This is a genomic window from Enterobacter sp. CPE_E1241 (assembly GCF_045618265.1).
GTDB classification, from domain to species: domain Bacteria; phylum Pseudomonadota; class Gammaproteobacteria; order Enterobacterales; family Enterobacteriaceae; genus Enterobacter; species Enterobacter adelaidei.
Window position 1 is genome coordinate 1951649 of the sequence record NZ_JBIWYV010000001.1, and the last position, 19867, is coordinate 1971515.

General features: G+C 56.2%; 20 protein-coding genes. 8 read left to right on the top strand and 12 right to left on the bottom strand.

Annotated features, from left to right (window positions below):
* Positions 1-13: 13 nt before the first annotated feature.
* Positions 14-1009, bottom strand: coding sequence for a glyceraldehyde-3-phosphate dehydrogenase (gene gapA, locus ACJ9Y9_RS09500; RefSeq protein WP_014831506.1), 996 nt, complete (start codon positions 1007-1009; stop codon positions 14-16).
* Between the two features lie 341 nt (positions 1010-1350).
* On the opposite strand from gapA, the gene msrB reads away from it, so the two are divergent.
* The gene (gene msrB, locus ACJ9Y9_RS09505; RefSeq protein WP_028017182.1) at positions 1351-1764 is read left to right on the top strand and encodes a peptide-methionine (R)-S-oxide reductase MsrB; all 414 of its coding nucleotides are present in this window, start codon (positions 1351-1353) and stop codon (positions 1762-1764) included.
* Positions 1765-1805: 41 nt separating this feature from the next.
* The gene (locus tag ACJ9Y9_RS09510; protein WP_028017183.1) at positions 1806-2084 is read left to right on the top strand and encodes a YeaC family protein; all 279 of its coding nucleotides are present in this window, start codon (positions 1806-1808) and stop codon (positions 2082-2084) included.
* Positions 2085-2135: 51 nt separating this feature from the next.
* On the opposite strand, the gene ACJ9Y9_RS09515 is transcribed toward ACJ9Y9_RS09510, so the two are convergent.
* The 4 genes from ACJ9Y9_RS09515 to sppA all read right to left on the bottom strand — a co-directional run bounded on the left by ACJ9Y9_RS09515 (position 2136) and on the right by sppA (position 7198).
* Positions 2136-3392, bottom strand: coding sequence for a glycoside hydrolase family 18 protein (locus ACJ9Y9_RS09515; protein WP_028017184.1), 1257 nt, complete (start codon positions 3390-3392; stop codon positions 2136-2138).
* A 218-nt stretch (positions 3393-3610) separates the two neighbouring features.
* Positions 3611-4252, bottom strand: a complete 642-nt coding sequence (gene pncA / locus ACJ9Y9_RS09520) for a bifunctional nicotinamidase/pyrazinamidase (RefSeq protein WP_028017185.1) — start codon at positions 4250-4252, stop codon at positions 3611-3613.
* 9 nt (positions 4253-4261) lie between these two features.
* Positions 4262-5278, bottom strand: a complete 1017-nt coding sequence (gene ansA, locus ACJ9Y9_RS09525; protein ID WP_008500705.1) for an asparaginase — start codon at positions 5276-5278, stop codon at positions 4262-4264.
* Positions 5279-5341: 63 nt separating this feature from the next.
* Positions 5342-7198 carry a signal peptide peptidase SppA gene (gene sppA, locus ACJ9Y9_RS09530; RefSeq protein WP_028017186.1) on the bottom strand — a complete coding sequence of 619 codons (1857 nt, stop codon included), beginning with the start codon at positions 7196-7198 and terminating at the stop codon, positions 5342-5344.
* A 167-nt stretch (positions 7199-7365) separates the two neighbouring features.
* On the opposite strand from sppA, the gene ACJ9Y9_RS09535 reads away from it, so the two are divergent.
* The 3 genes from ACJ9Y9_RS09535 to ACJ9Y9_RS09545 all read left to right on the top strand — a co-directional run bounded on the left by ACJ9Y9_RS09535 (position 7366) and on the right by ACJ9Y9_RS09545 (position 10989).
* The gene (locus ACJ9Y9_RS09535; RefSeq protein WP_028017187.1) at positions 7366-7917 is read left to right on the top strand and encodes an NAD(P)H nitroreductase; all 552 of its coding nucleotides are present in this window, start codon (positions 7366-7368) and stop codon (positions 7915-7917) included.
* Between the two features lie 116 nt (positions 7918-8033).
* Positions 8034-9077 carry a selenide, water dikinase SelD gene (gene selD, locus ACJ9Y9_RS09540; protein ID WP_028017188.1) on the top strand — a complete coding sequence of 348 codons (1044 nt, stop codon included), beginning with the start codon at positions 8034-8036 and terminating at the stop codon, positions 9075-9077.
* A gap of 4 nt (positions 9078-9081) precedes the next feature.
* Positions 9082-10989 (top strand): DNA topoisomerase III, encoded by a 1908-nt coding sequence (locus tag ACJ9Y9_RS09545; protein ID WP_028017189.1) that lies wholly within the window; start codon positions 9082-9084, stop codon positions 10987-10989.
* Positions 10990-11032: 43 nt separating this feature from the next.
* Here the strand turns inward: ACJ9Y9_RS09545 and gdhA are convergent, their stop codons facing one another.
* A complete protein-coding gene (gene gdhA / locus ACJ9Y9_RS09550) occupies positions 11033-12376 on the bottom strand; it encodes an NADP-specific glutamate dehydrogenase (RefSeq protein WP_028017190.1) in 1344 nt (447 codons plus the stop codon).
* A gap of 227 nt (positions 12377-12603) precedes the next feature.
* Here gdhA and ACJ9Y9_RS09555 point away from each other — a divergent pair, with 227 nt between their 5' ends.
* A complete protein-coding gene (locus ACJ9Y9_RS09555; RefSeq protein WP_028017191.1) occupies positions 12604-12876 on the top strand; it encodes a YnjH family protein in 273 nt (90 codons plus the stop codon).
* Here ACJ9Y9_RS09555 and ACJ9Y9_RS09560 read toward each other — a convergent pair.
* On the bottom strand, positions 12836-13252 hold the full coding sequence (locus ACJ9Y9_RS09560) for a pyrimidine (deoxy)nucleoside triphosphate diphosphatase (protein ID WP_028017192.1): 417 nt from the start codon (positions 13250-13252) through the stop codon (positions 12836-12838). The genes ACJ9Y9_RS09555 and ACJ9Y9_RS09560 overlap by 41 nt on opposite strands.
* Positions 13253-13327: 75 nt before the next feature.
* On the opposite strand from ACJ9Y9_RS09560, the gene ACJ9Y9_RS09565 reads away from it, so the two are divergent.
* Both ACJ9Y9_RS09565 and ACJ9Y9_RS09570 read left to right on the top strand, forming a co-directional pair.
* The gene (locus ACJ9Y9_RS09565) at positions 13328-13897 is read left to right on the top strand and encodes a carboxymuconolactone decarboxylase family protein (protein WP_028017193.1); all 570 of its coding nucleotides are present in this window, start codon (positions 13328-13330) and stop codon (positions 13895-13897) included.
* Entirely contained in the window at positions 13890-14507 is a 618-nt protein-coding gene (locus ACJ9Y9_RS09570; protein ID WP_028017194.1) for a CDP-alcohol phosphatidyltransferase family protein, read from the top strand. Before ACJ9Y9_RS09565 ends, ACJ9Y9_RS09570 begins: the two co-directional genes overlap by 8 nt.
* On the opposite strand, the gene ACJ9Y9_RS09575 is transcribed toward ACJ9Y9_RS09570, so the two are convergent.
* The 5 genes from ACJ9Y9_RS09575 to ACJ9Y9_RS09595 form a co-directional block, all read right to left on the bottom strand.
* Positions 14504-15811, bottom strand: a complete 1308-nt coding sequence (locus ACJ9Y9_RS09575) for a sulfurtransferase (RefSeq protein WP_028017195.1) — start codon at positions 15809-15811, stop codon at positions 14504-14506. The two genes, ACJ9Y9_RS09570 and ACJ9Y9_RS09575, sit on opposite strands and share 4 nt — an antisense overlap.
* 73 nt (positions 15812-15884) lie before the next feature.
* Positions 15885-16505, bottom strand: coding sequence for an ATP-binding cassette domain-containing protein (locus ACJ9Y9_RS09580; protein ID WP_028017196.1), 621 nt, complete (start codon positions 16503-16505; stop codon positions 15885-15887).
* Positions 16505-18034, bottom strand: coding sequence for a thiamine ABC transporter permease (locus ACJ9Y9_RS09585; protein WP_028017197.1), 1530 nt, complete (start codon positions 18032-18034; stop codon positions 16505-16507). Before ACJ9Y9_RS09585 ends, ACJ9Y9_RS09580 begins: the two co-directional genes overlap by 1 nt.
* The gene (locus tag ACJ9Y9_RS09590) at positions 18007-19176 is read right to left on the bottom strand and encodes an ABC transporter substrate-binding protein (protein ID WP_032666812.1); all 1170 of its coding nucleotides are present in this window, start codon (positions 19174-19176) and stop codon (positions 18007-18009) included. Before ACJ9Y9_RS09590 ends, ACJ9Y9_RS09585 begins: the two co-directional genes overlap by 28 nt.
* 6 nt (positions 19177-19182) lie before the next feature.
* Positions 19183-19866: a TVP38/TMEM64 family protein gene (locus ACJ9Y9_RS09595; RefSeq protein ID WP_028017199.1), complete on the bottom strand. Its 684-nt coding sequence runs from the start codon at positions 19864-19866 to the stop codon at positions 19183-19185.
* Position 19867 lies beyond the last annotated feature (1 nt).

The following is a 19867-nucleotide window of genomic DNA, read 5'->3' on the forward strand; positions in this document are numbered from 1 at the left end:
CACTCATCCCAACTTATTTGGAGATGTGAGCGATCAGGTCCAGTACTTTGTTAGAGTAGCCGGTTTCGTTGTCGTACCAGGATACCAGTTTAACGAAGTTGTCGTTCAGTGCGATACCAGCTTTAGCATCGAACACAGAAGTGCACACTTCGCCGTTGAAATCGGTAGATACAACGTCGTCTTCGGTGTAGCCCAGAACGCCTTTCATTGCGCCTTCGGAAGCAGCTTTGATTGCTTTCTTAATTTCTTCATAAGAAGCAGCTTTTTCCAGACGAACGGTCAGGTCAACAACGGATACGTTAGGAGTTGGAACGCGGAACGCCATACCAGTCAGTTTGCCATTCAGTTCTGGCAGTACTTTACCTACAGCTTTAGCAGCACCGGTAGAGGATGGGATGATGTTCTGAGCCGCGCCACGGCCGCCACGCCAGTCTTTGTGAGACGGGCCATCAACGGTTTTCTGAGTAGCGGTGGTCGCGTGAACAGTAGTCATCAGACCTTCGATGATGCCGAAGTTGTCGTTGATAACTTTAGCCAGCGGTGCCAGGCAGTTGGTGGTGCAGGATGCGTTAGACACGATATCCTGGCCAGCGTAAGTTTCGAAGTTTGCACCACGAACGAACATTGGGGTGTTGTCTTTGGAAGGACCAGTCAGAACAACTTTCTTCGCACCCGCGGTAATGTGTTTACGCGCAGTTTCGTCGGTCAGGAAGATACCGGTTGCTTCAGCAACAACGTCAACACCGATTTCGTTCCATTTCAGGTTAGCTGGGTCTTTCTCAGCAGTAACGCGGATGGTTTTGCCGTTAACAACCAGGTGGCCGTCTTTCACTTCAACGGTGCCGTCGAAACGACCGTGAGTTGAGTCGTACTTCAGCATGTACGCCATGTATTCAGCGTCCAGGAGATCGTTGATACCAACGATTTCGATGTCAGAACGTTTCTGAGCAGCACGGAAAACAATACGGCCGATACGGCCAAAACCGTTGATACCTACTTTGATAGTCATATATTCCACCAGCTATTTGTTAGTGAATAAAAGGTTGCCTGTAAAATTACAAAAACCTTACGCAGCGTCAAGCGGAATCGTGTCAATCATTGCGACAAATCAATCCTGTGACTAACGTTTGTGCGACTGACTCGCCTCACTTTCCCTTTGAGCTTGCAACCAAATGGGGGCTGCGCCCGGGATTTTAAAGTCCTCACAGGATAAAAATGTGAACAAGATCACAATTGCCTGACCGCTTTTTCGCGACACATAAGTTTAGAACAAAAGTGCACGCAAGGGTGTTAATGTTTTGTTAGAATCCGGGTTAAAAGATGTCTGTTTCTACAGCGAGATGTAAGCATATGTCGAACCAACGTAACCCTGACGATTTGAAAAAAAACCTCACAGAAATGCAGTTTTACGTGACCCAGAATCACGGAACAGAACCGCCATTCACCGGGCGTTTACTGCACAACAAACGAGACGGCGTCTACCACTGTCTGGTCTGCGATGCCCCACTGTTCAATTCCCAAACGAAATTTGATTCCGGCTGCGGCTGGCCGAGCTTTTATGAGCCGGTAAGCGATGACGCAATCCGCTATCTGACAGATTCCTCACACGGCATGGTGCGCACCGAAATTCGTTGTGGAAACTGCGACGCGCACCTTGGTCATGTCTTCCCGGATGGCCCTCAGCCAACGGGTGAACGTTTCTGTGTGAACTCAGCCTCTATGAGCTTTACCGATGACGAAAACGGCGACCAGATCAAAGGTTGAAAAAACGATTCAGCAAATTATTCCTTTGAAAAGGAGAGATCGTGAATATTGATGACATGATTAACGGTATGACGCCGGAAATTTATCAGCGTCTGGTTACCGCCGTAGAACTGGGAAAATGGCCTGATGGCGTTGCGCTTACCCCGGATCAAAAAGAGAACAGTTTGCAACTGGTGATGTTGTGGCAGGCGCGCAATAACACGGATGCGCAGCACATGACTATCGACACCCAGGGTCAGATGGTGATGAAGAGTAAGCGCGAATTGAAAGAAGACTTTGGTATCACGCCGAAGCCGATTGCGACAATGAAAATGCAATAACGGTGCGCCTTACCCAGCCCTCTCCCTGTGGGAGAGGGCTTGATTGACTCACTACTTGTGTGGGATCCCGAGCGACTCCGCCAGCTGTTTCGCTAGCAGGTTTTCGTCGTCAGCCCCGTACTCCCAGAACATCGCCCCGGCGAGACCTTTCTCTTTGATGTAGTCCGCTTTGATTGCAACGGAACGCGGGTTCTCATAGGAAATCGCAAACAGCGCGTTGCCATCGGCACCCTTCACCGAAAGCCACGGCACTTTCGCCTGATCGTCCCAGTGCTCGGTAAAACGCTTCTGCGGATCGTTCAACAGCTTCTTCACGATATCGTTGTACTTCACGTAAGTATCTTTGGTCAGGTCGTAGCCGAGAGACTTAAATAACCCGATCTCCTGAGTCCCAAAGTACGGCTGGGTGACAGGATTTTTTTGCGCATCCGGTTTGCTCCAGTCAATACCCGGTTCAACAGAGCGTTTCGGCACGCGGCCATAGAAGCCGATCCCAAGGTTCATTTGCTGTGGCTTTAACCCGGCGGCAAGATAGTTGTTCACCACAAAATCGACGCTGTACTTGTCTGCGGCAGCCACCGTCGGCCAGGCGCTGGAATCATACAGATTGGCGTTGAAGTACTGTGTACCGTACGCCATGTCATAGGTCATCAGGTTGATGTAGTCGAGCAGGGGAGCGATGGCTTTGACATCCACCCAGTTTTTCGGACTTTCCGCATTGGCGCCTACCGCGATGGTAACCAGCTTTTTGTGCCCGAAGGCATTGCGCATCTCTTTCAGCAGGGCGGTGAAATTATCCCTGTCGGCAGGCGTACTGGCAACCAGCCCCCAGGCGCCGTTGACCGGATACTCCCAGTCGAGATCGATACCGTCCAGTCCGTATTTGTCGACAATCTCCTGTGCGGAGCGGATAAATACCGCGCGCGTTTCTTTGGTTGCCGCGGCGCCAGAGAAGCCACGTGCGCCCCAGCCGCCAACGGAGAGTAGCACTTTGAGGTTCGGGTTTTGTTTTCGCAGGGCAGGGATGAGGGCCAGATCGGACGCCACTTTTGGCGATAGCCAGATCTGATACAGCTTCGCCGGATCTTTCAGCGCAGCGTTGGTTTCGTCTTTTTCGTCGTTATAGACCAGACCAAACGAGTAGTTCAGGTGGGTGATCTGGCGAACGTCCAGTTTATTGATATCACCACCCGGTCCGGCGGTGACATCTCCACCCCCGTTAAAGTAGCCCACGGACATCAGGGGTGCGGCGGAAGCAAGTGACGCGCAAAGCAAGGGTAATGCTGCCAGCAAGGGCAAACGTTTCATACAAGTTCCTCTTTGACTTAATAAAATTAACCACGCCACGGAAAAGGCGTGGCGAAAAAACAACCTGAGGAGAATAGCATTGCCGCTTCGCTGAGGATGCGAGGGAGTTCACTTTATGGGGATTGGGGAAGAAATGCCGGGTAGCGGCTTCGCCTTACCCGGCCTACTTTCTGTGGTTTTGTAGGCCGGGTAAGCGCAGCGCCACCCGGCTTAAAAGACTACGCCTGCGTCTCGAGCCAGTCTTCGAGCGTATACAGCGTCGCGCCTTCAGCGGCCATATCCATAAACGCCTGGGCGCTGTCCTGTGGTTGAATGTTCACCCCTCGGCAGCCGTCGGTGATGACGCTGACGGTATAACCTAACTGGAGCGCATCCAGCACGGTGAACTTCACGCAGTAATCCGTTGCCAGACCCAGTACAACCAGCTCCGTGATTTCGTGGTGACGTAACCACGCGTCCAGCGCTGTTTTCTGGCGATGCCCGTTATCGAAAAACGCGCTATAGCTGTCGATAGCCGAGTTTTCCCCTTTATGGAACACCGCGTCGATGGCCTTCTGATTCAGGAGCGGATGCAACGCCGCACCTTCCGTCTGCTGCACGCAGTGATCCGGCCAGAAGGTTTGCGCCAGGCCGTCAAGTTCACCCTGGCTGAACGGCTCTACGTTGTGCTGACTGGCAAAACTACCGTGATTCGCCGGGTGCCAGTCCTGGCTTGCGAGAACCGCTTCACCGCGAGCTTTGCACCAGTCAATCAGCGTATTTGCCACGTCAACGGTGCTGTCACCTTCGGCGACGGCCAGCGCACCGCCCGCGCAGAAATCATTTTGCAAATCGACCAGTAGCAGGGCGCGTTGCTTCATGAGCACTCCTTATTCGTCCGGGGTCAGTTCGCCGCGCAGGTTTTGCATCATCGCGCTGCGAATGGACTGAATGTCCAGATCCTGACTCAGTAAATAGTGAAGTTTAGTCAGCGTTGCCTCAACGGTCATATCGAAGCCGCTGATCACCCCAGCATGCGCCAGCGCGTTACCGGTGGCATAGCCGCCCATGTTGACCTTTCCGGACATACACTGGGTCAGGTTCACGACCACAATTCCGCGTTCGCTCGCTTCCTGCAACTCTTTCAGGAACTCGCCGTTCTGCGGCGCATTGCCCACGCCATAGGAGCGTAAAATTAGCGCTTTTACTGGCTGACGCAGGAAGTTGCGCACCACGTCCGCAGAGATTCCCGGGTAAATGGTGACCACGCCAATCGGTTGCGGAGTAATCGGATGCACAATCAGCTCGCCGGCGGTGTTCGGTGCCGGAGGCGTTCCCAGACGACGGATATGAATACCGGCTTCCAGCAGCGGCTGCAGGTTAGGGGAGGCGAAGGCGTCAAAACCGTCGGCATGGGCTTTAGTGGTGCGGTTGCCGCGATACAGACGGTTATTAAAGAACAGCGACACTTCGTTAATCGGGTAATTCGCCGCCACGTACAGGGAGTTAAGCAGGTTGATCTGCCCGTCAGAGCGAAGCTCCGCCAGCGGGATTTGCGACCCGGTAACGATAACCGGCTTGCTCAGGTTCTCCAGCATGAAGGAGAGCGCCGAGGCGGTAAAGGCCATGGTGTCAGTGCCGTGCAGGATCACGAAACCGTCGTACTGGTCGTAATGGGCTTTAATGTCATCCGCGATGTGCTGCCAGTCTTCCGGCGTCATGTCGGAGGAGTCCATCAGCGGTTCGTATTCGTGGATAGTAAAGTCAGGCATTTCCGGACGGTGGAATTCTGGCATCAACGCAAGCTGACGCTGAAGGTGGCCGGAGACAGGGATATAGCCGTTTTCAGAGCGCTGCATACCGATGGTACCGCCAGTGTAGGCTACATAAATCGATTTCTTCTGCATGGTAGTGAGTTCTTGTTCTTCAAAAGAAAAAAATCCCCTCTTCGCAGGAAGAGGGGACGGTTTTTAACGGACGTTCGCGCAGGTCAGGCAAAACGCGTAACGACTCTGTGGATCGTTAAAGGCCGCGAGCTTATCGCTCTCTGCTTTCATCGCTTTGGCGGCAGTCACCACTGGCGCAGGCAGGTACGCCTGCAATGCCTCAGGCAACATGGCGCGAACCGAACCGGACATACTGTTCATCACCAGATCAAAGAACGACGGTTCATCCTGGTAATACTCAACATGCCACTGCTTGAGCTTCGCCAGCTCAGCGGCTTTCTTCACCGCGTCATCGAAGTCGCCCAGGCTGTCGACCAGGCCGTTGCTCTTCGCATCCTGACCGGTCCAGACGTGACCCTGTGCAATCTGGTCTATCTGGTCCGGCGTCTTTTTACGGGAATCTGCCACCAGAGTGATAAAGCGTTTGTAGCCATTCTCAATACTGAGCTGCATCATCTCAGAAACTTCCGGCGGCAGGGATTTGGTCACCGACACATCCGCCAGAGGAGAGGTGGCAACGCCATCGGTGTGCACACCCAGCGAATCCAGACTGTTTTCCACGGTATTGATCACCCCGAAGATGCCAATCGAGCCGGTCAGCGTGCTTGGGTTGGCCACGATGTAGTTGGCTGGCGTTGAGATCCAGTAACCACCAGAGGCGGCCATTCCACCCATTGATACGACGACCGGCTTGCCAGCGGCACGCACTGCTGCCAGTTCAGCGCGGATCACCTCTGAAGCACTGACGCTGCCCCCAGGGCTGTTCACCCGCAGGACGATCGCTTTCACTTTCGGATCCAGGCGAGCATCGCGGATTTGTGACGCGGTAGTATCACCGCCCACGTTACCCGGGGTCTCCTGACCGTCCATGATGGCGCCGTTGGCAAACACCACGGCGACGCTGTCACCGCTGTCATCCGGCTTTTTCGTTGAGTAATCATACATGCTGATGGCGCTGTAATTTTTATCCTCTTTGCTCCAGCCAAACTGCTTGCTCAGGGATTTTTCAATCTCGGCACTCGTGCCCAGAGCATCAACCAGTTTGTTATCAAGCGCATATTTCGCGGTATCACCGTCAACCTTACGCAGGCCATCCAGCACGCCCTGCGCGCCAGGGAACACCTGCTCAGGCGTAATCTGGCGGTTAGCGGCAACGGTGCCCAGATAGTTCTGCCACAGCTCGCCAATCCAGCGGCTGTCGGCTTCACGGGCGGCAGGGGACATATCATCGCGAATAAATGGCTCAACGGCAGATTTATAGGTACCGACGCGGAAGACGTGGGTGGTGACTTTCAGCTTGTCGAGAAGGGATTTGTAGTACAGACCATTGGTGGCAAAGCCGTGCAGATCCACCGTGCCCTGCGGGGAGAGCCAGATTTTATTAGCAAAGCTCGCCAGGTAATACTGCCCCTGGCTGTAGCTGTCCCCTACGGCAATCACTGGCTTGCCGCTGTCGCGGAATTCGCGCAGGGCTTTACCGATGTACTGCATGGATGGCTGATCGCCTCCGGCAAAATCTTTCAGATCCAGCACGATCCCCGTGATGTTACGGTCGTCTTTCGCCTGACGAATGGTATCGACAATATCAAACAGGGAGTTTTCCTGCAGGCGGTCTGAGGTTGCGCCAAACAGCTGGCGACCAATCACGCTCAGGCGACTGCTTGTGGACGGCTTATCAACAATCACACCGGTGATATCGAGTAATAGCGCGCCGCGCGTTGAATGCTGAGCCTGATTTGCACTGCTGATGTGCATCCAGATGCCCGCGCAAACCAGAACCAGGAAGATGAAGAAGATATTCATCACCAGGTTGCGGACGAAGTTGAGCAGTCTCCACGTCCATTTAAAGAAACCGGCAAAGATTCGCCAAAGGGTTCGCATGTATTCTCCCTAACCAGAAAATGACTGTTTCCGTCGCCACTGGACGGTAATGTTGGGTTATCGTAATGACCCAACCGCCACTTGTCAGCAGGAATCGCCTGCCAGGCTGTAACAAAATCTGCCGTCGTGTTAATTTTGTGAGTAAATTTCAAGAAAGGAGTTAACCAATGGACGCACTCGAACTGCTTGTTAACCGCCGTAGCGCTTCCCGTCTGGCCGAACCTGCCCCGGCAGGCGAGCAGCTGGAGAACATTCTGCGTGCCGGCATGCGTGCCCCGGATCATGGCACGCTGCATCCGTGGCACTTCTTTGTGATTGAAGGCGAAGGCCGCGATCGTTTCAGTCAGCTGCTGGAGCAGGGCGCGATTGCCGCCGGACAGGATGAGAAAGGTATCGACAAGGCGCGCAGCGCCCCGTTCCGCGCACCGATGATCATCGCCGTCGTGGCAAAATGCCAGCCAGACCATAAAGTGCCGGTCTGGGAACAGGAAATGTCCGCAGGCTGTGCGGTGATGGCGATGCAAATGGCTGCCGTCGCGCAAGGGTTTAACGGTATCTGGCGCACCGGTGCATTAACCGAAAGCCCGGTGGTTCGTGACGGTTTTGATTGCGGTGAGCATGACAAAATTGTCGGTTTCCTCTACCTCGGCACTCCACAGCTTAAAGCCTCCAGCACCATCAGCGTGCCGGACACCACGCCTTTCGTCAGCCGTTTCTGATAACGCACGCTAAACTGTCTGGATTCTGAGCATCTGCCGCAGAATTCAGACAGTCATACTTACCTCTTTATGGAATGAGCGCTACCATAGCGCGATTGAGATGACAGGAGACGTCCATGAGCGAGCAAACCATTCGTTTAACGCAGTACAGCCACGGAGCCGGTTGCGGTTGTAAAATTTCCCCGAAAGTGCTGGAGACCATTCTGCACAGTGAACAGGCGAAGTTTGTCGACCCGAACCTGCTTGTCGGCAATGAAACGCGCGACGATGCTGCAGTTTATGACTTAGGTAACGGCACCAGCATTATCAGTACCACCGACTTCTTTATGCCGATTGTCGACAATCCGTTCGATTTTGGGCGCATTGCGGCCACCAACGCCATCAGCGATATTTTCGCCATGGGCGGTAAGCCGATTATGGCGATTGCTATTCTGGGCTGGCCGATCAACACCATCCCGCCGGAAGTTGCCCGCGAGGTGATCGAGGGTGGGCGTTTTGCCTGCCAGCAGGCGGGGATTGCGCTGGCCGGCGGTCACTCGATTGATGCGCCTGAGCCTATTTTTGGCCTCGCCGTCACTGGCGTGGTTCCTACTGAACGCGTGAAGCGCAACAGCACTGCGCAGGCAGGCTGCAAACTGTTCCTTACCAAGCCGCTGGGCATTGGCGTACTCACTACCGCTGAGAAAAAATCCCTGCTCAAACCGGAGCACAAAGGGCTGGCAACGGAAGTCATGTGCCAGATGAACCTCGCCGGTGCGGCTTTCGCCAATATTGACGGCGTGAAGGCGATGACCGACGTGACCGGCTTTGGTCTGTTGGGACATCTTTCCGAGGTCTGTCAGGGTGCGGGCGTGCAGGCGCAGGTTTGGTATCAGGATGTGCCGAAGCTGCCTGGCGTGGAAGAGTATATTGCTCAGGGCGCGGTCCCGGGCGGTACCCAGCGCAACTTCGCCAGCTATGGTCATTTGATGGGCGAGATGCCTGAAGAATGGCGTAACCTGCTGTGCGATCCGCAAACCTCTGGCGGCCTGCTGCTGGCGGTCACACCGGAATCCGAAGCAGAGGTACAGGCCACTGCTGCCGAATTTGGTATTACCCTGACGGCGATCGGTGAGCTGGTGACCGCGCGCGGTGGCCGACCGATGATCGAGATCCGTTAATTCGATGCGGTTGTTTATTGCCGAAAAGCCGAGTCTGGCGCGAGCCATCGCCGATGTGCTGCCTAAACCGCATCGCAAAGGCGATGGCTTTATCGAATGTGGCAACGGGCAGGTGGTCACCTGGTGTATTGGTCACCTGCTTGAGCAGGCGCAGCCGGATGTCTACGACAGCCGCTATGCCCGCTGGAATCTGAACGATCTGCCCATTGTGCCAGAGAAATGGCGCCTGCAACCCCGGCCTTCGGTCACCAAACAGCTCAACGTGATCAAGCGCTTCCTGCATGAGGCCACTGAAATCGTCCACGCGGGTGACCCGGACAGAGAAGGGCAACTGTTGGTCGATGAAGTGCTGGACTATCTGGAACTGGCACCGGAAAAGCGTCAGCAGGTGCAGCGCTGCCTGATTAACGACCTCAACCCGCAGGCCGTTGAACGAGCGATCTCCCGTCTGCGCGCCAACAGCGAGTTTATCCCACTGTGCGTCTCCGCGCTGGCCCGCGCCCGTGCGGACTGGCTGTACGGGATTAACATGACCCGTGCGTATACCATTCTTGGGCGTAACGCGGGTTATCAGGGCGTGCTCTCTGTGGGCCGTGTGCAAACGCCGGTGTTGGGGCTTGTTGTGCGTCGCGACGAGGAGATTGAGAACTTTGTCGCCAAAGATTTCTTTGAAGTGAAAGCGCATATCGTCACGCCTAAAGACGAACGCTTTACCGCTGTCTGGCAGCCGAGTGATGCCTGTGAATCGTATCAGGACGAAGAGGGGCGACTGCTGCACCGTCCGCTGGCGGATCATGTGGTTAACCGCATTACAGGTCAGCCGGCTATCGTTACCAGCTATAACGATAAACGGGAATCAGAACCGGCACCGTTGCCGTTCTCGCTATCAGCCCTGCAGATTGAGGCCGCGAAACGCTTTGGTCTCAGCGCACAGAACGTACTGGACATCTGCCAGAAGCTCTACGAAACCCACAAGCTGATCACTTATCCGCGTTCGGATAGCCGTTATCTGCCGGAAGAGCACTTTGCCGGACGTCATGCGGTGATGAACGCCATTAGCGTCCACGCGCCGGATCTGCTGCCGCAACCGGCGGTGAACCCGGATACCCATAACCGCTGCTGGGACGATAAAAAGGTGGATGCTCACCATGCGATTATCCCGACGGCGCGCGCCAGCAACGTCAATCTGACCGATAACGAAGCGAAGGTTTATAACCTGATTGCCCGTCAGTACCTGATGCAGTTCTGCCCGGACGCGGTGTTCCGCAAGTGCGTTATTGAGCTGGAGATTGCCAAAGGCAAGTTTGTCGCCAAAGCGCGTTTCCTTGCAGAAGCAGGCTGGCGTACGCTGTTGGGGAACAAAGAGCGTGATGAAGAGAACGACGGCACGCCGCTGCCTGTCGTCGCCAAAGATGACGAACTGCTGTGTGAGAAGGGCGAAGTGGTTGAACGTCAAACCCAGCCGCCACGCCATTTCACGGATGCGACGCTGCTTTCAGCCATGACGGGAATAGCCCGTTTTGTGCAGGATAAAGATCTGAAGAAGATCCTGCGAGCAACCGACGGATTGGGTACCGAAGCAACGCGTGCAGGTATTATAGAACTGTTGTTTAAGCGCGGTTTTCTGGAGAAAAAAGGGCGTTACATCCATTCAACGGAGCCCGGACGCGCACTGATTCATTCGCTGCCTGAGCTGGCGGCAAGGCCAGACATGACGGCGCACTGGGAGTCCGTGCTGACGCAAATCAGCGAAAAGCAGTGCCGCTATCAGGACTTTATGCAGCCGCTGGTGGGGACGCTTTATCAGCTGATCGATCAGGCGCGCAGCACGCCGGTGAAGCGGTTCCGAGGGATGGTTGCGCCAGGTGCTGGCGCGAAGAAACCCTTTAAAAAGAAGAAGAGCGCGGCATGAGTTTATAGGCCGGGTAAGGCGTAGCCGCCACCCGGCGAAAAACTTAAATCACACCCTGCCCAATCATTGCATCCGCCACCTTAACGAATCCGGCAATATTCGCGCCGCGCACGTAGTTGGTTTGCGATGCCTCACCGCCGTACTCCACACACGCATGGTGAATATCCAGCATGATATGGTGCAGACGCGCATCCACTTTCTCTGCTTTCCAGCCGAGACGTGCGGCGTTTTGCGCCATCTCAAGGCCTGATGTCGCCACGCCGCCCGCGTTCGCCGCTTTACCCGGTGCAAACAGCACGCCTGCTTCCAGGAACAGATCGGTCGCTTCGATGGTGGTCGGCATATTCGCGCCTTCAGCCACCGCCTTCACGCCGTTGCTAATCAGCGTGCGTGCGGCGTCGACGTCCAGTTCGTTTTGCGTGGCACACGGCAGGGCGATATCCACCGGCACGCCCCACGGCTGCTTGCCTTCCAGCCAGGTCAGGCCAAATTCCCGGGCATAGTCCGCCACGCGCCCGTCGCGGCTGGCTTTGATCTCACACAGGCGCGCCAGCTTCTCAGCCGTAAAGCCCGCTTCATCCACCACCGTACCGCCGGAGTCAGAGGCGGTCACCACGCGAGCGCCAAACTGCATTGCTTTCTCAATCGCGTACTGCGCCACGTTGCCGGAGCCCGATACCGCGACGCGCATGCCTTCGAAGCCTAAGCCGTGACGCTTGAGCATGGCTTCAGTGAAGTAAACCAGGCCGTACCCGGTCGCTTCCGGGCGGATCAGACTTCCGCCAAACGACAGACCTTTGCCGGTAAAGACGCAGGCGCTGTTGTTGGAGAGTTTTTTCATCATTCCGGCCATAAAGCCCACTTCACGGCCACCCACGCCGATATCCCCCGCCGGGACGTCGGTGTCCGGACCAAGATGGCGATAGAGTTCGGTCATCAGCGCCTGACAGAAACGCATCACTTCGCCTTCGCTTTTGCCTTTCGGGTCGAAATCACTTCCGCCTTTACCTCCGCCCATTGGCAGGGTGGTTAGGGCATTTTTAAACGTCTGCTCAAAACCAAGGAATTTCAGGATCGACAGGTTCACCGAAGGATGGAAGCGCATCCCACCTTTGAACGGGCCGATGGCGGAGTTGAACTGCACGCGCCACGCGCGGTTGACCTGGACCTGATTGCGGTCATCCACCCAGGTCACGCGGAACTGGATCACGCGCTCCGGCTCTACGAGGCGCTCAAGCAGAGACATCTGACGATAACGCGGGTTTTCTTCAAGGAAGGGCCACAGAGTGGTCATCACTTCACGTACGGCCTGCGCAAACTCACTCTGATGCGGGTCGCGCTGTTGAACATGGGTAAGGAAACTTTCCAGAGAACGTGTCTGATCCATAGATATAAGAACCCCTTATGGTATTTTATGACTATTGCTTATGCGATTTGTGTTGTTTTTTTGACTATACCACCCGCACCGCTTTGTCAGGCAAGCAGAAATTATGCGGAAAGGGAAATTAATCATACGCAGCGCGTCATAACAAAAAGCGATGACGAGATAAATTAAAGGTTCTGCTTCGGTTAACCGTTATAGTTGTTAACAGAACACAACAGGAAGGCAAGTCTATGAACCGTTACGTGATGACCGCGTTATGTTTGATGTTTACCGCAGGCGCTCAGGCTGACCGTATTCGCCCGGATGTTCAGGTGAATGTGCCGCCGGAGGTCTTTAGCTCCAGCGGGCAAAGTGCCCAGCCCTGTAATCAGTGCTGCATCTATCAGGATCAGAACTATTCGGAAGGGGCTGTGGTGAAGGCGGATGGCGTCCTGTTGCAGTGCCAGCGCGATGAGCGCACGATCAGCACGAACCCGCTGGTCTGGCGTCGCGTAAAACAATAAAGGCTTCCAGCAGGGGAATATCCGCGGGGGCCAGGGCGTAGTCGAACGCCTCTTCAGGCGTACACCACACCAGCGCACTGTGGTAATGCGCCGTCAGCTCACCGCTAAACGCGGGAACGTGCCAGGCATGAAGGTTGATTAACCGCTGCGAAACTTCCCGCTGATGGCTTGCCACATACTGCCCCGGCTGGGCCTGAATACCGAGCTCCTCCCACAACTCACGGACAAGCGCCTCGGGTTGTGTCTCTCCGGCTTCAACTTTTCCACCAGCGAATTCCCACATACCGGGTTGGTCAGCATGTGCCGGGCGCTGCGCGAGTAAAATTTTATGGTCTTTTTCGATGATTGCCGCAACGACATCGACTGTTTTAAGCATGGTCGTCAATACTTGAAAGCGAAAACCACCATATTATCTTGCCCTTTGTCAGAGTCCAGTCATCAGGAGAATCAGGTGAAAGAAACCTCCACCTGGGTAGCGCCCATCTCAACCCTTCCGGCGAGTTTAAAACCGATTGCCGCCATGCAGAAAAAACACTTCGGTGTCGTGCTTAACCCCACGCGATGGTGGGGGCGTATGCCGCGTCTTTTCTGGCTGGTGGCGCTGTTTGTCGGTTTCCTCGAACGGCGTCATGCACGCCTGACGCCCGTGCTGCGCTCGCTGCTGATGACGCGGGTGTCGCAGATATGCCACTGTGCTTTTTGTATTGATGCCAACAGTCTGCGCCTTGCCGAACGCGTGGGCGCGCTGGATAAAGTCCAGGCCGTCAGCCACTGGCGTGACTCCGCGCTTTTCAATGAGCAGGAGCGCGCGGCGCTGGCCTACGCTGAGGCCGTTACCGCCACGCCGCCGCAGGTGGATGAGGCGCTCAAACGCGACCTCAAACGTCTTTTCACCGATGAGACGATTACCGAAATGACGGCACTGGTTGCGTTTCAAAATCTCTCCGCCCGCTTCAACGCCGCTCTCGATATCCCGGCGCAGGGACTGTGCGACACGCTAAAAGGAAAGCCGCATGCTTGATCGACATATCCATCCACGGGTAAAGCCCGCCCTTAACCGGCTGGCGGCCTGGCTGGATAAACCCGGTATTACGCCCGACGGATTAACCGTGGCCGGGTTTACCGTGGGCGTGCTGGCGCTACCGTTTCTGGCCCTCGGTTGGTATCTTGCCGCGCTTGTCGCCATCGTATTTAACCGACTGCTGGATGGTCTGGACGGCGCGCTGGCACGGAGGAGAGGGCTGACGGATTCTGGAGGCTTTCTCGATATCGCTCTCGATTTTCTGTTCTATGCCCTGGTGCCGTTTGGCTTTGCACTGGCAGCTCCCGAAGAGAATGCGCTGGCCGCCGCCTGGCTGCTGTTCGCCTTTATCGGCACCGGCAGCAGCTTTCTGGCCTTCGCCGCGCTGGCGGCGAAACACGATATCGACAACCCGGGCTACGCGCACAAATCGTTTTATTACATCGGTGGTTTAACAGAAGGGACAGAGACCATTGCGCTGTTTGTACTGTGCTGCCTGTTTCCGGCGCACTTTACGCTTTTCGCGTGGGTATTCGGCGCGTTGTGCTGGCTGACCACCACAACGCGCATCTGGAGCGGTTATGTGACGTTGAAGTCACTCAATTCTTAGAAGGAACTCTCGGGCCCGTGCTCGCCGGTTGAGACCGGGTTTTGCGGGTGGCTGCTCCATTCGTACCAGCCGCCGTCATAGACGGCGACGTTCTTCCAGCCCATCGCCCGGGCGTACATAAAGGTCTCAGAGGCTCGCCAGCCGGTACCGCAGTAAAATGCGACATGCTGTTCCGGCAGGATATTCCAGCTTTTCCACATGCTGGCGATGTCGTCGGCGCTACGCATGGTGCCATCCGGGTTATGGAAATCCTCCATGTGAGTGGCGTCGCTTCCGCCATGACCCCAGCGGGCACCGGCAATTTCACCTTTCGGTTTGATGTAGCTATAGCCGCTGGTTTCGCCAATAAACTCCGGCCACGAGCGAATGCTGACCAGCGAGGCATCCTTGCGATGTAACATCCCGCGCGCCTGCTCCATATCCACCATCAGCTGCGGCTGACCGGGGATCGGCGCACCAAAATCAGCGGCAGGTTTCACCTCTGCAGGCATACCGCGTTCGACGGGCAGACCCGCATCTGACCACGCTTTCCAGCCACCATCGAGAATACGGACATCCTTCACACCTGCATACAGCATAATCTGCGCCACGCGCGCGGCAGCATACACATCACGGCCATACAAAATGACCGTGGTGTCATGACGGATACCGTGCTTTGCCAGCATCGCTTTCAGCTTGTCGTCAGAGACTTTATTCCACAGCGGCTCGCTTTCCACTTCGTTGGTGTCGATGTAGCCCGCACCGGGAATGTGATTCAGCAGATAAAATTTCGGCGCACCCCAGGCAGCTTCGATCACTTTCCAGTTCCCCGCCGGAGCGGCAGTGACGGGGTTACCCTGCTGGAGCTGGTGGATCCACTGTGGGTAGACGAGTTGCTCGAAGTGAGGCAGGCGCTGTAGACGAGCAGGCGTTTGCAGGGCATCGCTGAGAAGCGAAACATGAGTGTATCCGGCTTTCTCCAGACGGGCTTTCACGGCCTGGTTTGTGTTATCGCCGCCGTAGAGTGCGAGGGAGGTTGCGGGCGTAAGGTGATGCTGTTTTGCCCAGATAGCAATCTGCTCGTCGCTCATTGCGTCAAGCCAGGAGGCTGAAAGATTGAGCGCGGCAGGTTCATGGCCGGAGGTGCCGCTTAGCGACTGTGGCCAGCCGTTATAAAAGGCGCTGGCACGGGTGTCGATCACCGCACCGTGCTGTTCCTGAAGTTGAGACAGCGTCATTGTGTCAGGCATTTCAGCCGCCAGAGAGGAAAGGGAAGCGAGGCTGCAAAACAGAGCCAGCGCGGTCAGTTGAGAAACACGTTTCATCGTATAACCTGACGTCAGTAAAAGAGGGGGGCATTGTCGTCTCTCCCGAAATGTAAAACATTGCGTTAGCACATTATTGCCAGCGAGAAATCGCAATCACTTCACCGCTGGGTGGAATGTCTTCCTCATCATGCGTGACCAGAATAACCGGTATGCCGCGTGCCCGGACAACGTCAAACACCCATGTCCGAAACGTCGCGCGTAGCGTTTTGTCGAGGCGCCCGAACGGTTCATCGAGCAGTAACGCCTGCGGCTCAGCGAGCAGTGCCCGCAGCAGACTGACCCTGGCACGCTCCCCGCCGGAGAGAGTCGCCGGATCGCTGGCGTAGTGGTTTTTAAGCCCGGCGGAACTCAGGGCCTGCTCGACCGCATCCCGCCGTGCGCGTCCGACAATCCGCTCGGGTAATGCCAGCATCAAATTTTGACCAACAGTGAAGTGGTCAAACAGCAGGGCATCCTGAAAGAGAATACCCAGCCCGCGGGATTCTACAGGAAGCCTGTCGCAGCGGCGCTCGTCTAACCATAACTCGCCCTGGGCCTGGAAATCGTCGGACAGCGCGCCCACCATCCAGGCAAAAAGGGTCGATTTCCCACTACCAGATGGTCCCATCAGGGTGACAATCTCTCCGCGAGGCACACAGAAATTGACCTCGCGGAAAAGCGGTTCGATAGTGAGATCTTTTACCTTCAGCATTAACGTAATCCCTGACGATAGCGGCCTGCGAGCCGTGATAGCAGTGCGGCAAGGCCGAACACCATGCCCGTGACCAGCAATAACCCCAGCGCCCGGTTAGCCAGAACCGGGATACTGCCCCCGCTGCTGAGTGCGACGGTCTCCGTGGTGAGCGTGGTGAAACGGCCCGCGCCCAGCCAGAGCGTTGGCATATATTGCGCCATACTGACGGAAAAACCGGTGGCAAAAGCCAGCAGAGCCGGGCGCACCAGCAGGGGACATTTCAGCAGGCAGAAGATTTTTACCCGTCGCCAGCCGAGCGTTCTGGCGGTAAGGATAAGCCGGGGATCGATCCTGTGCCAGGCGGGTTGCAGCACCAGCAGCATCCACGGTAACACCCACAGCAGATGGCTCCAGAGCACGGCGACATACTGCCCGTCGATACCCAGTCGCAACGCAATAAAATATTGCCCGGTGACGAGCGGTAGCGCCGGAAGGGCGAGGGGTAACCACACCCACAACGTACCTCGCTGCGGCCCCCATTCAAGCCAGAGAAAAATGAGGACCAGGGCAATCAGGCTGGAAAGCAGGCCGAAGGAAAGGCTGGTACCCAGGGAGCCCATCTCGTCCCGCTGTGCCAGCATCAGCAGTACTGCTACGCAAAGTACGCCGCACGCGGGTAACAGCCTGCTTATCGACCGCTCGGGCAGTGGGACAGGAGACGTGCGACGCGTCCCCGGCAGATCCGAAAGCGTGCGACGCCATGCCTTCCAGGCACCGTAACCCAGCGCGGCAAGTGCAGCCAACAGCAGGAGGATGAGCAGGCATAGCAGCATCCCTTTTGTTTGTTGCTGTGCGTCGCCCTGGCTGAGCCACTGCCAGGCCAGCACGGCCAGCGTGGGAGGGTTGCCTGGCCCAAGAACGATTGCCACATCCACGACCGAAATTGACCATGCAAGAACGGCCAGCATCACCGCCCCGAGGACTGGGGCGATAGCCGGAAGGAGCAGCCAGTTGAGTATCTGAAAACGTCCATAACCGAAGGTTTGCAGTACAACTTTTTGCTGTGCAAGACGTTTTTCCGGCAGTACGGCGTAAATAGCCCACAGCACAAACGCACTCTCTTTGACGGAGAGCGTCAGGCCCAGCCCTGCACCGTATCGGTCCAGCACAGGTGTACAGACGGTACAGACCTGGTAAAAAAGACCACCTTCCGCGAATAGCAGTAGAGCGCTAGTGGCGAACGCCACGTGGGGAATGGCTAACAGCCACGGCAGGCGCGTGTTGAGACGCCGCCAGCGTTTGCCGGGCCAGAGAAGCGCCAGCAGGGAAAGGGCGATTAGCAAGGAACCCAGCGTCGCAATGAGCGTTGAGACCAGCGTGGCGACGGTCGCCTGAGGCAGTTGCGGGTCGTTAAGCAGCGACTGCCAGTGAGTCACCGAAAATGCCGGGGCGAGCAGCATCGCACCAGCGGGCAGGATCGGCAGATAGATGGCCGCCATTGCCAGCCAGACAAGCCAACTCAACGGGTGCCGTAACGACGCAGCCATTCCTGCTCCAGCGCGTTAACCCAGGCCGATTGCGGCTCAGCCAGTATCTTCGGTAGCCCTTCAGGCGTGTGGGCTTGCAACTGTTTCGCTTCACCTTCGGGGAGTAATTTTACATCCAGTACGCTCGGGTCTCCCCAGATAGCCGGGTCAGCCTTGCGAATTTGCGCCTGCGGTGAAAGCAGGAAATTGGCGACCACTTTCGCACCTGCGCTCGCGCTGGCATTAGCCGGAATGGCGACAAAATGGACGTTACCGATCATCCCGGTGTGAAAACCAAAGCTGTAGCTGTCGGCTGGCAGTTCACCACTGGCGACTTTTTGTTGCGCATGTGCCGGGTTAAAGGTCAGCGACAGGTTCAGACTGCCGCTGGCAAGCAGGGCATCCATACGTGCTGGCGAAGGGGGAAAGTCTTTGCCTTCGCGCCACAGGAGTGGGTGGAGTTTGTCGAGGTAATCCCAAAGCGGGGCTGTTACCTGGGCAAAGGTGTTATCGGGTGCCTTTTGCAGCGCATCCGGCTGTGTGGTAAGTGTCAGGAGCAACTGCTCAAGAAACGCCGTCCCGGTAAAATCGGGCGGGCGAGGATAGCTGACTTTACCCGGATACTGCCGCGCGTAAGCCAGCAACGCCTGCGGATCCTCCGGCGGCGTCGGCATGCTCTTTGTGCGTGAGATAAAGGTCAGCTGCGCGCCGCCCCACGGCGATTCCGCCCCGTCAGTGGGAACAGCAAAATCTTCCGTTACGGGTTTGCGGGGATCGACATAGCGCCAGTTTGGTAGCAACTCTGCCCATCCGGTTTGCAGCAGGTTAGCCTCTTTTAATGTGCGGAAATTTTCGCCATTAACCCACAGCAGGTCGACTGATCCGTTGGTCTTACGTCCAGCGCTGGCTTCCGTCTGAATACGTTTTACCGCATCGGCGGCATCTGCCAGTGGGACAATTTTGAGGGTAATGGCGTAGTGCGTTTTCATCTCACCGCTTACCCACTCAAGGTAGCGGTTTAACGCCGGATCGCCGCCCCAGGCGTTAAACCAGACCGTCTGGCCTTTGGCTTGTTGTTGGATGGATTGCCAGCTGTCTGCGGCATACAAAGGGGTTGCCAGCAGCAGGCTGGTCAGAAACGTGCAAAAACGCACACGGCGCATAATGCCTCACTTTTTAGACGAAGGGGTATAACGGGTAAATAGCCGGCGTGTGACCAGCGGTAATAACCCCAGTAGTGTAAAGGCGAATACCATACCCGGCGACAAAATATCGCGCAGCGTTGACACTTTTCCCAGCTCGCGCCCGGCGTTCAGAAAGACAACCGTGGCGGGCAGCATGGCGAGCTGGCTGACCCACCAGTAACGACGTAGCCCAATGCGGGTAAGACCCATCAGCAAATTCACCAGAAAAAACGGGAACAGCGGCATCAGACGCAGAGCAAAAAGGTAGCCCGCGCCGTCATGCGCCATGCCGGCGTTTACCGTTTTCATCTGCTGAGCAAACCGCCGCTGGACCCAGTCGCGCAGCAGATAACGGCTGGCGAGCATCGCCAGCGTGGCACCAAGCGTTGAGGCAAACGAGACCAGTATGGTGCCTTCCCACAGAGGAAACAGCGCACCACCCAGCAGGGTCAGTATCGCCGCGCCGGGTATCGACAGGGCGGAAACCACCACATAGAGCGCAAAAAAGATCAGCGCACTTTGTAGCGGCGCGTGTTCAACATGAGAGAGTAACGCCTGCTGGTGAGTTTTAATTCCATCCAGGGAAAGTGTGCCCGGAGGAAGCGCGATAAATGTCAGAATAAATGCGCCCAGAAGGGCGCACAGGAAGAGTCTTTTTCGAATGTTCACA

What these genes read in the sequence shown, in the direction of transcription:
- gapA (WP_014831506.1), bottom strand. Translation starts at nt 1,009, where the DNA reads ATGACTATCAAAGTAGGTATCAACGGTTTTGGCCGTATCGGCCGTATT.
- msrB (WP_028017182.1), top strand. Translation starts at nt 1,351, where the DNA reads ATGTCGAACCAACGTAACCCTGACGATTTGAAAAAAAACCTCACAGAA.
- ACJ9Y9_RS09515 (WP_028017184.1), bottom strand. Translation starts at nt 3,392, where the DNA reads ATGAAACGTTTGCCCTTGCTGGCAGCATTACCCTTGCTTTGCGCGTCA.
- pncA (WP_028017185.1), bottom strand. Translation starts at nt 4,252, where the DNA reads ATGAAGCAACGCGCCCTGCTACTGGTCGATTTGCAAAATGATTTCTGC.
- ansA (WP_008500705.1), bottom strand. Translation starts at nt 5,278, where the DNA reads ATGCAGAAGAAATCGATTTATGTAGCCTACACTGGCGGTACCATCGGT.
- sppA (WP_028017186.1), bottom strand. Translation starts at nt 7,198, where the DNA reads ATGCGAACCCTTTGGCGAATCTTTGCCGGTTTCTTTAAATGGACGTGG.
- ACJ9Y9_RS09535 (WP_028017187.1), top strand. Translation starts at nt 7,366, where the DNA reads ATGGACGCACTCGAACTGCTTGTTAACCGCCGTAGCGCTTCCCGTCTG.
- selD (WP_028017188.1), top strand. Translation starts at nt 8,034, where the DNA reads ATGAGCGAGCAAACCATTCGTTTAACGCAGTACAGCCACGGAGCCGGT.
- ACJ9Y9_RS09545 (WP_028017189.1), top strand. Translation starts at nt 9,082, where the DNA reads ATGCGGTTGTTTATTGCCGAAAAGCCGAGTCTGGCGCGAGCCATCGCC.
- gdhA (WP_028017190.1), bottom strand. Translation starts at nt 12,376, where the DNA reads ATGGATCAGACACGTTCTCTGGAAAGTTTCCTTACCCATGTTCAACAG.
- ACJ9Y9_RS09555 (WP_028017191.1), top strand. Translation starts at nt 12,604, where the DNA reads ATGAACCGTTACGTGATGACCGCGTTATGTTTGATGTTTACCGCAGGC.
- ACJ9Y9_RS09560 (WP_028017192.1), bottom strand. Translation starts at nt 13,252, where the DNA reads ATGCTTAAAACAGTCGATGTCGTTGCGGCAATCATCGAAAAAGACCAT.
- ACJ9Y9_RS09570 (WP_028017194.1), top strand. Translation starts at nt 13,890, where the DNA reads ATGCTTGATCGACATATCCATCCACGGGTAAAGCCCGCCCTTAACCGG.
- ACJ9Y9_RS09575 (WP_028017195.1), bottom strand. Translation starts at nt 15,811, where the DNA reads ATGAAACGTGTTTCTCAACTGACCGCGCTGGCTCTGTTTTGCAGCCTC.
- ACJ9Y9_RS09580 (WP_028017196.1), bottom strand. Translation starts at nt 16,505, where the DNA reads ATGCTGAAGGTAAAAGATCTCACTATCGAACCGCTTTTCCGCGAGGTC.
- ACJ9Y9_RS09585 (WP_028017197.1), bottom strand. Translation starts at nt 18,034, where the DNA reads ATGGCTGCGTCGTTACGGCACCCGTTGAGTTGGCTTGTCTGGCTGGCA.
- ACJ9Y9_RS09590 (WP_032666812.1), bottom strand. Translation starts at nt 19,176, where the DNA reads ATGCGCCGTGTGCGTTTTTGCACGTTTCTGACCAGCCTGCTGCTGGCA.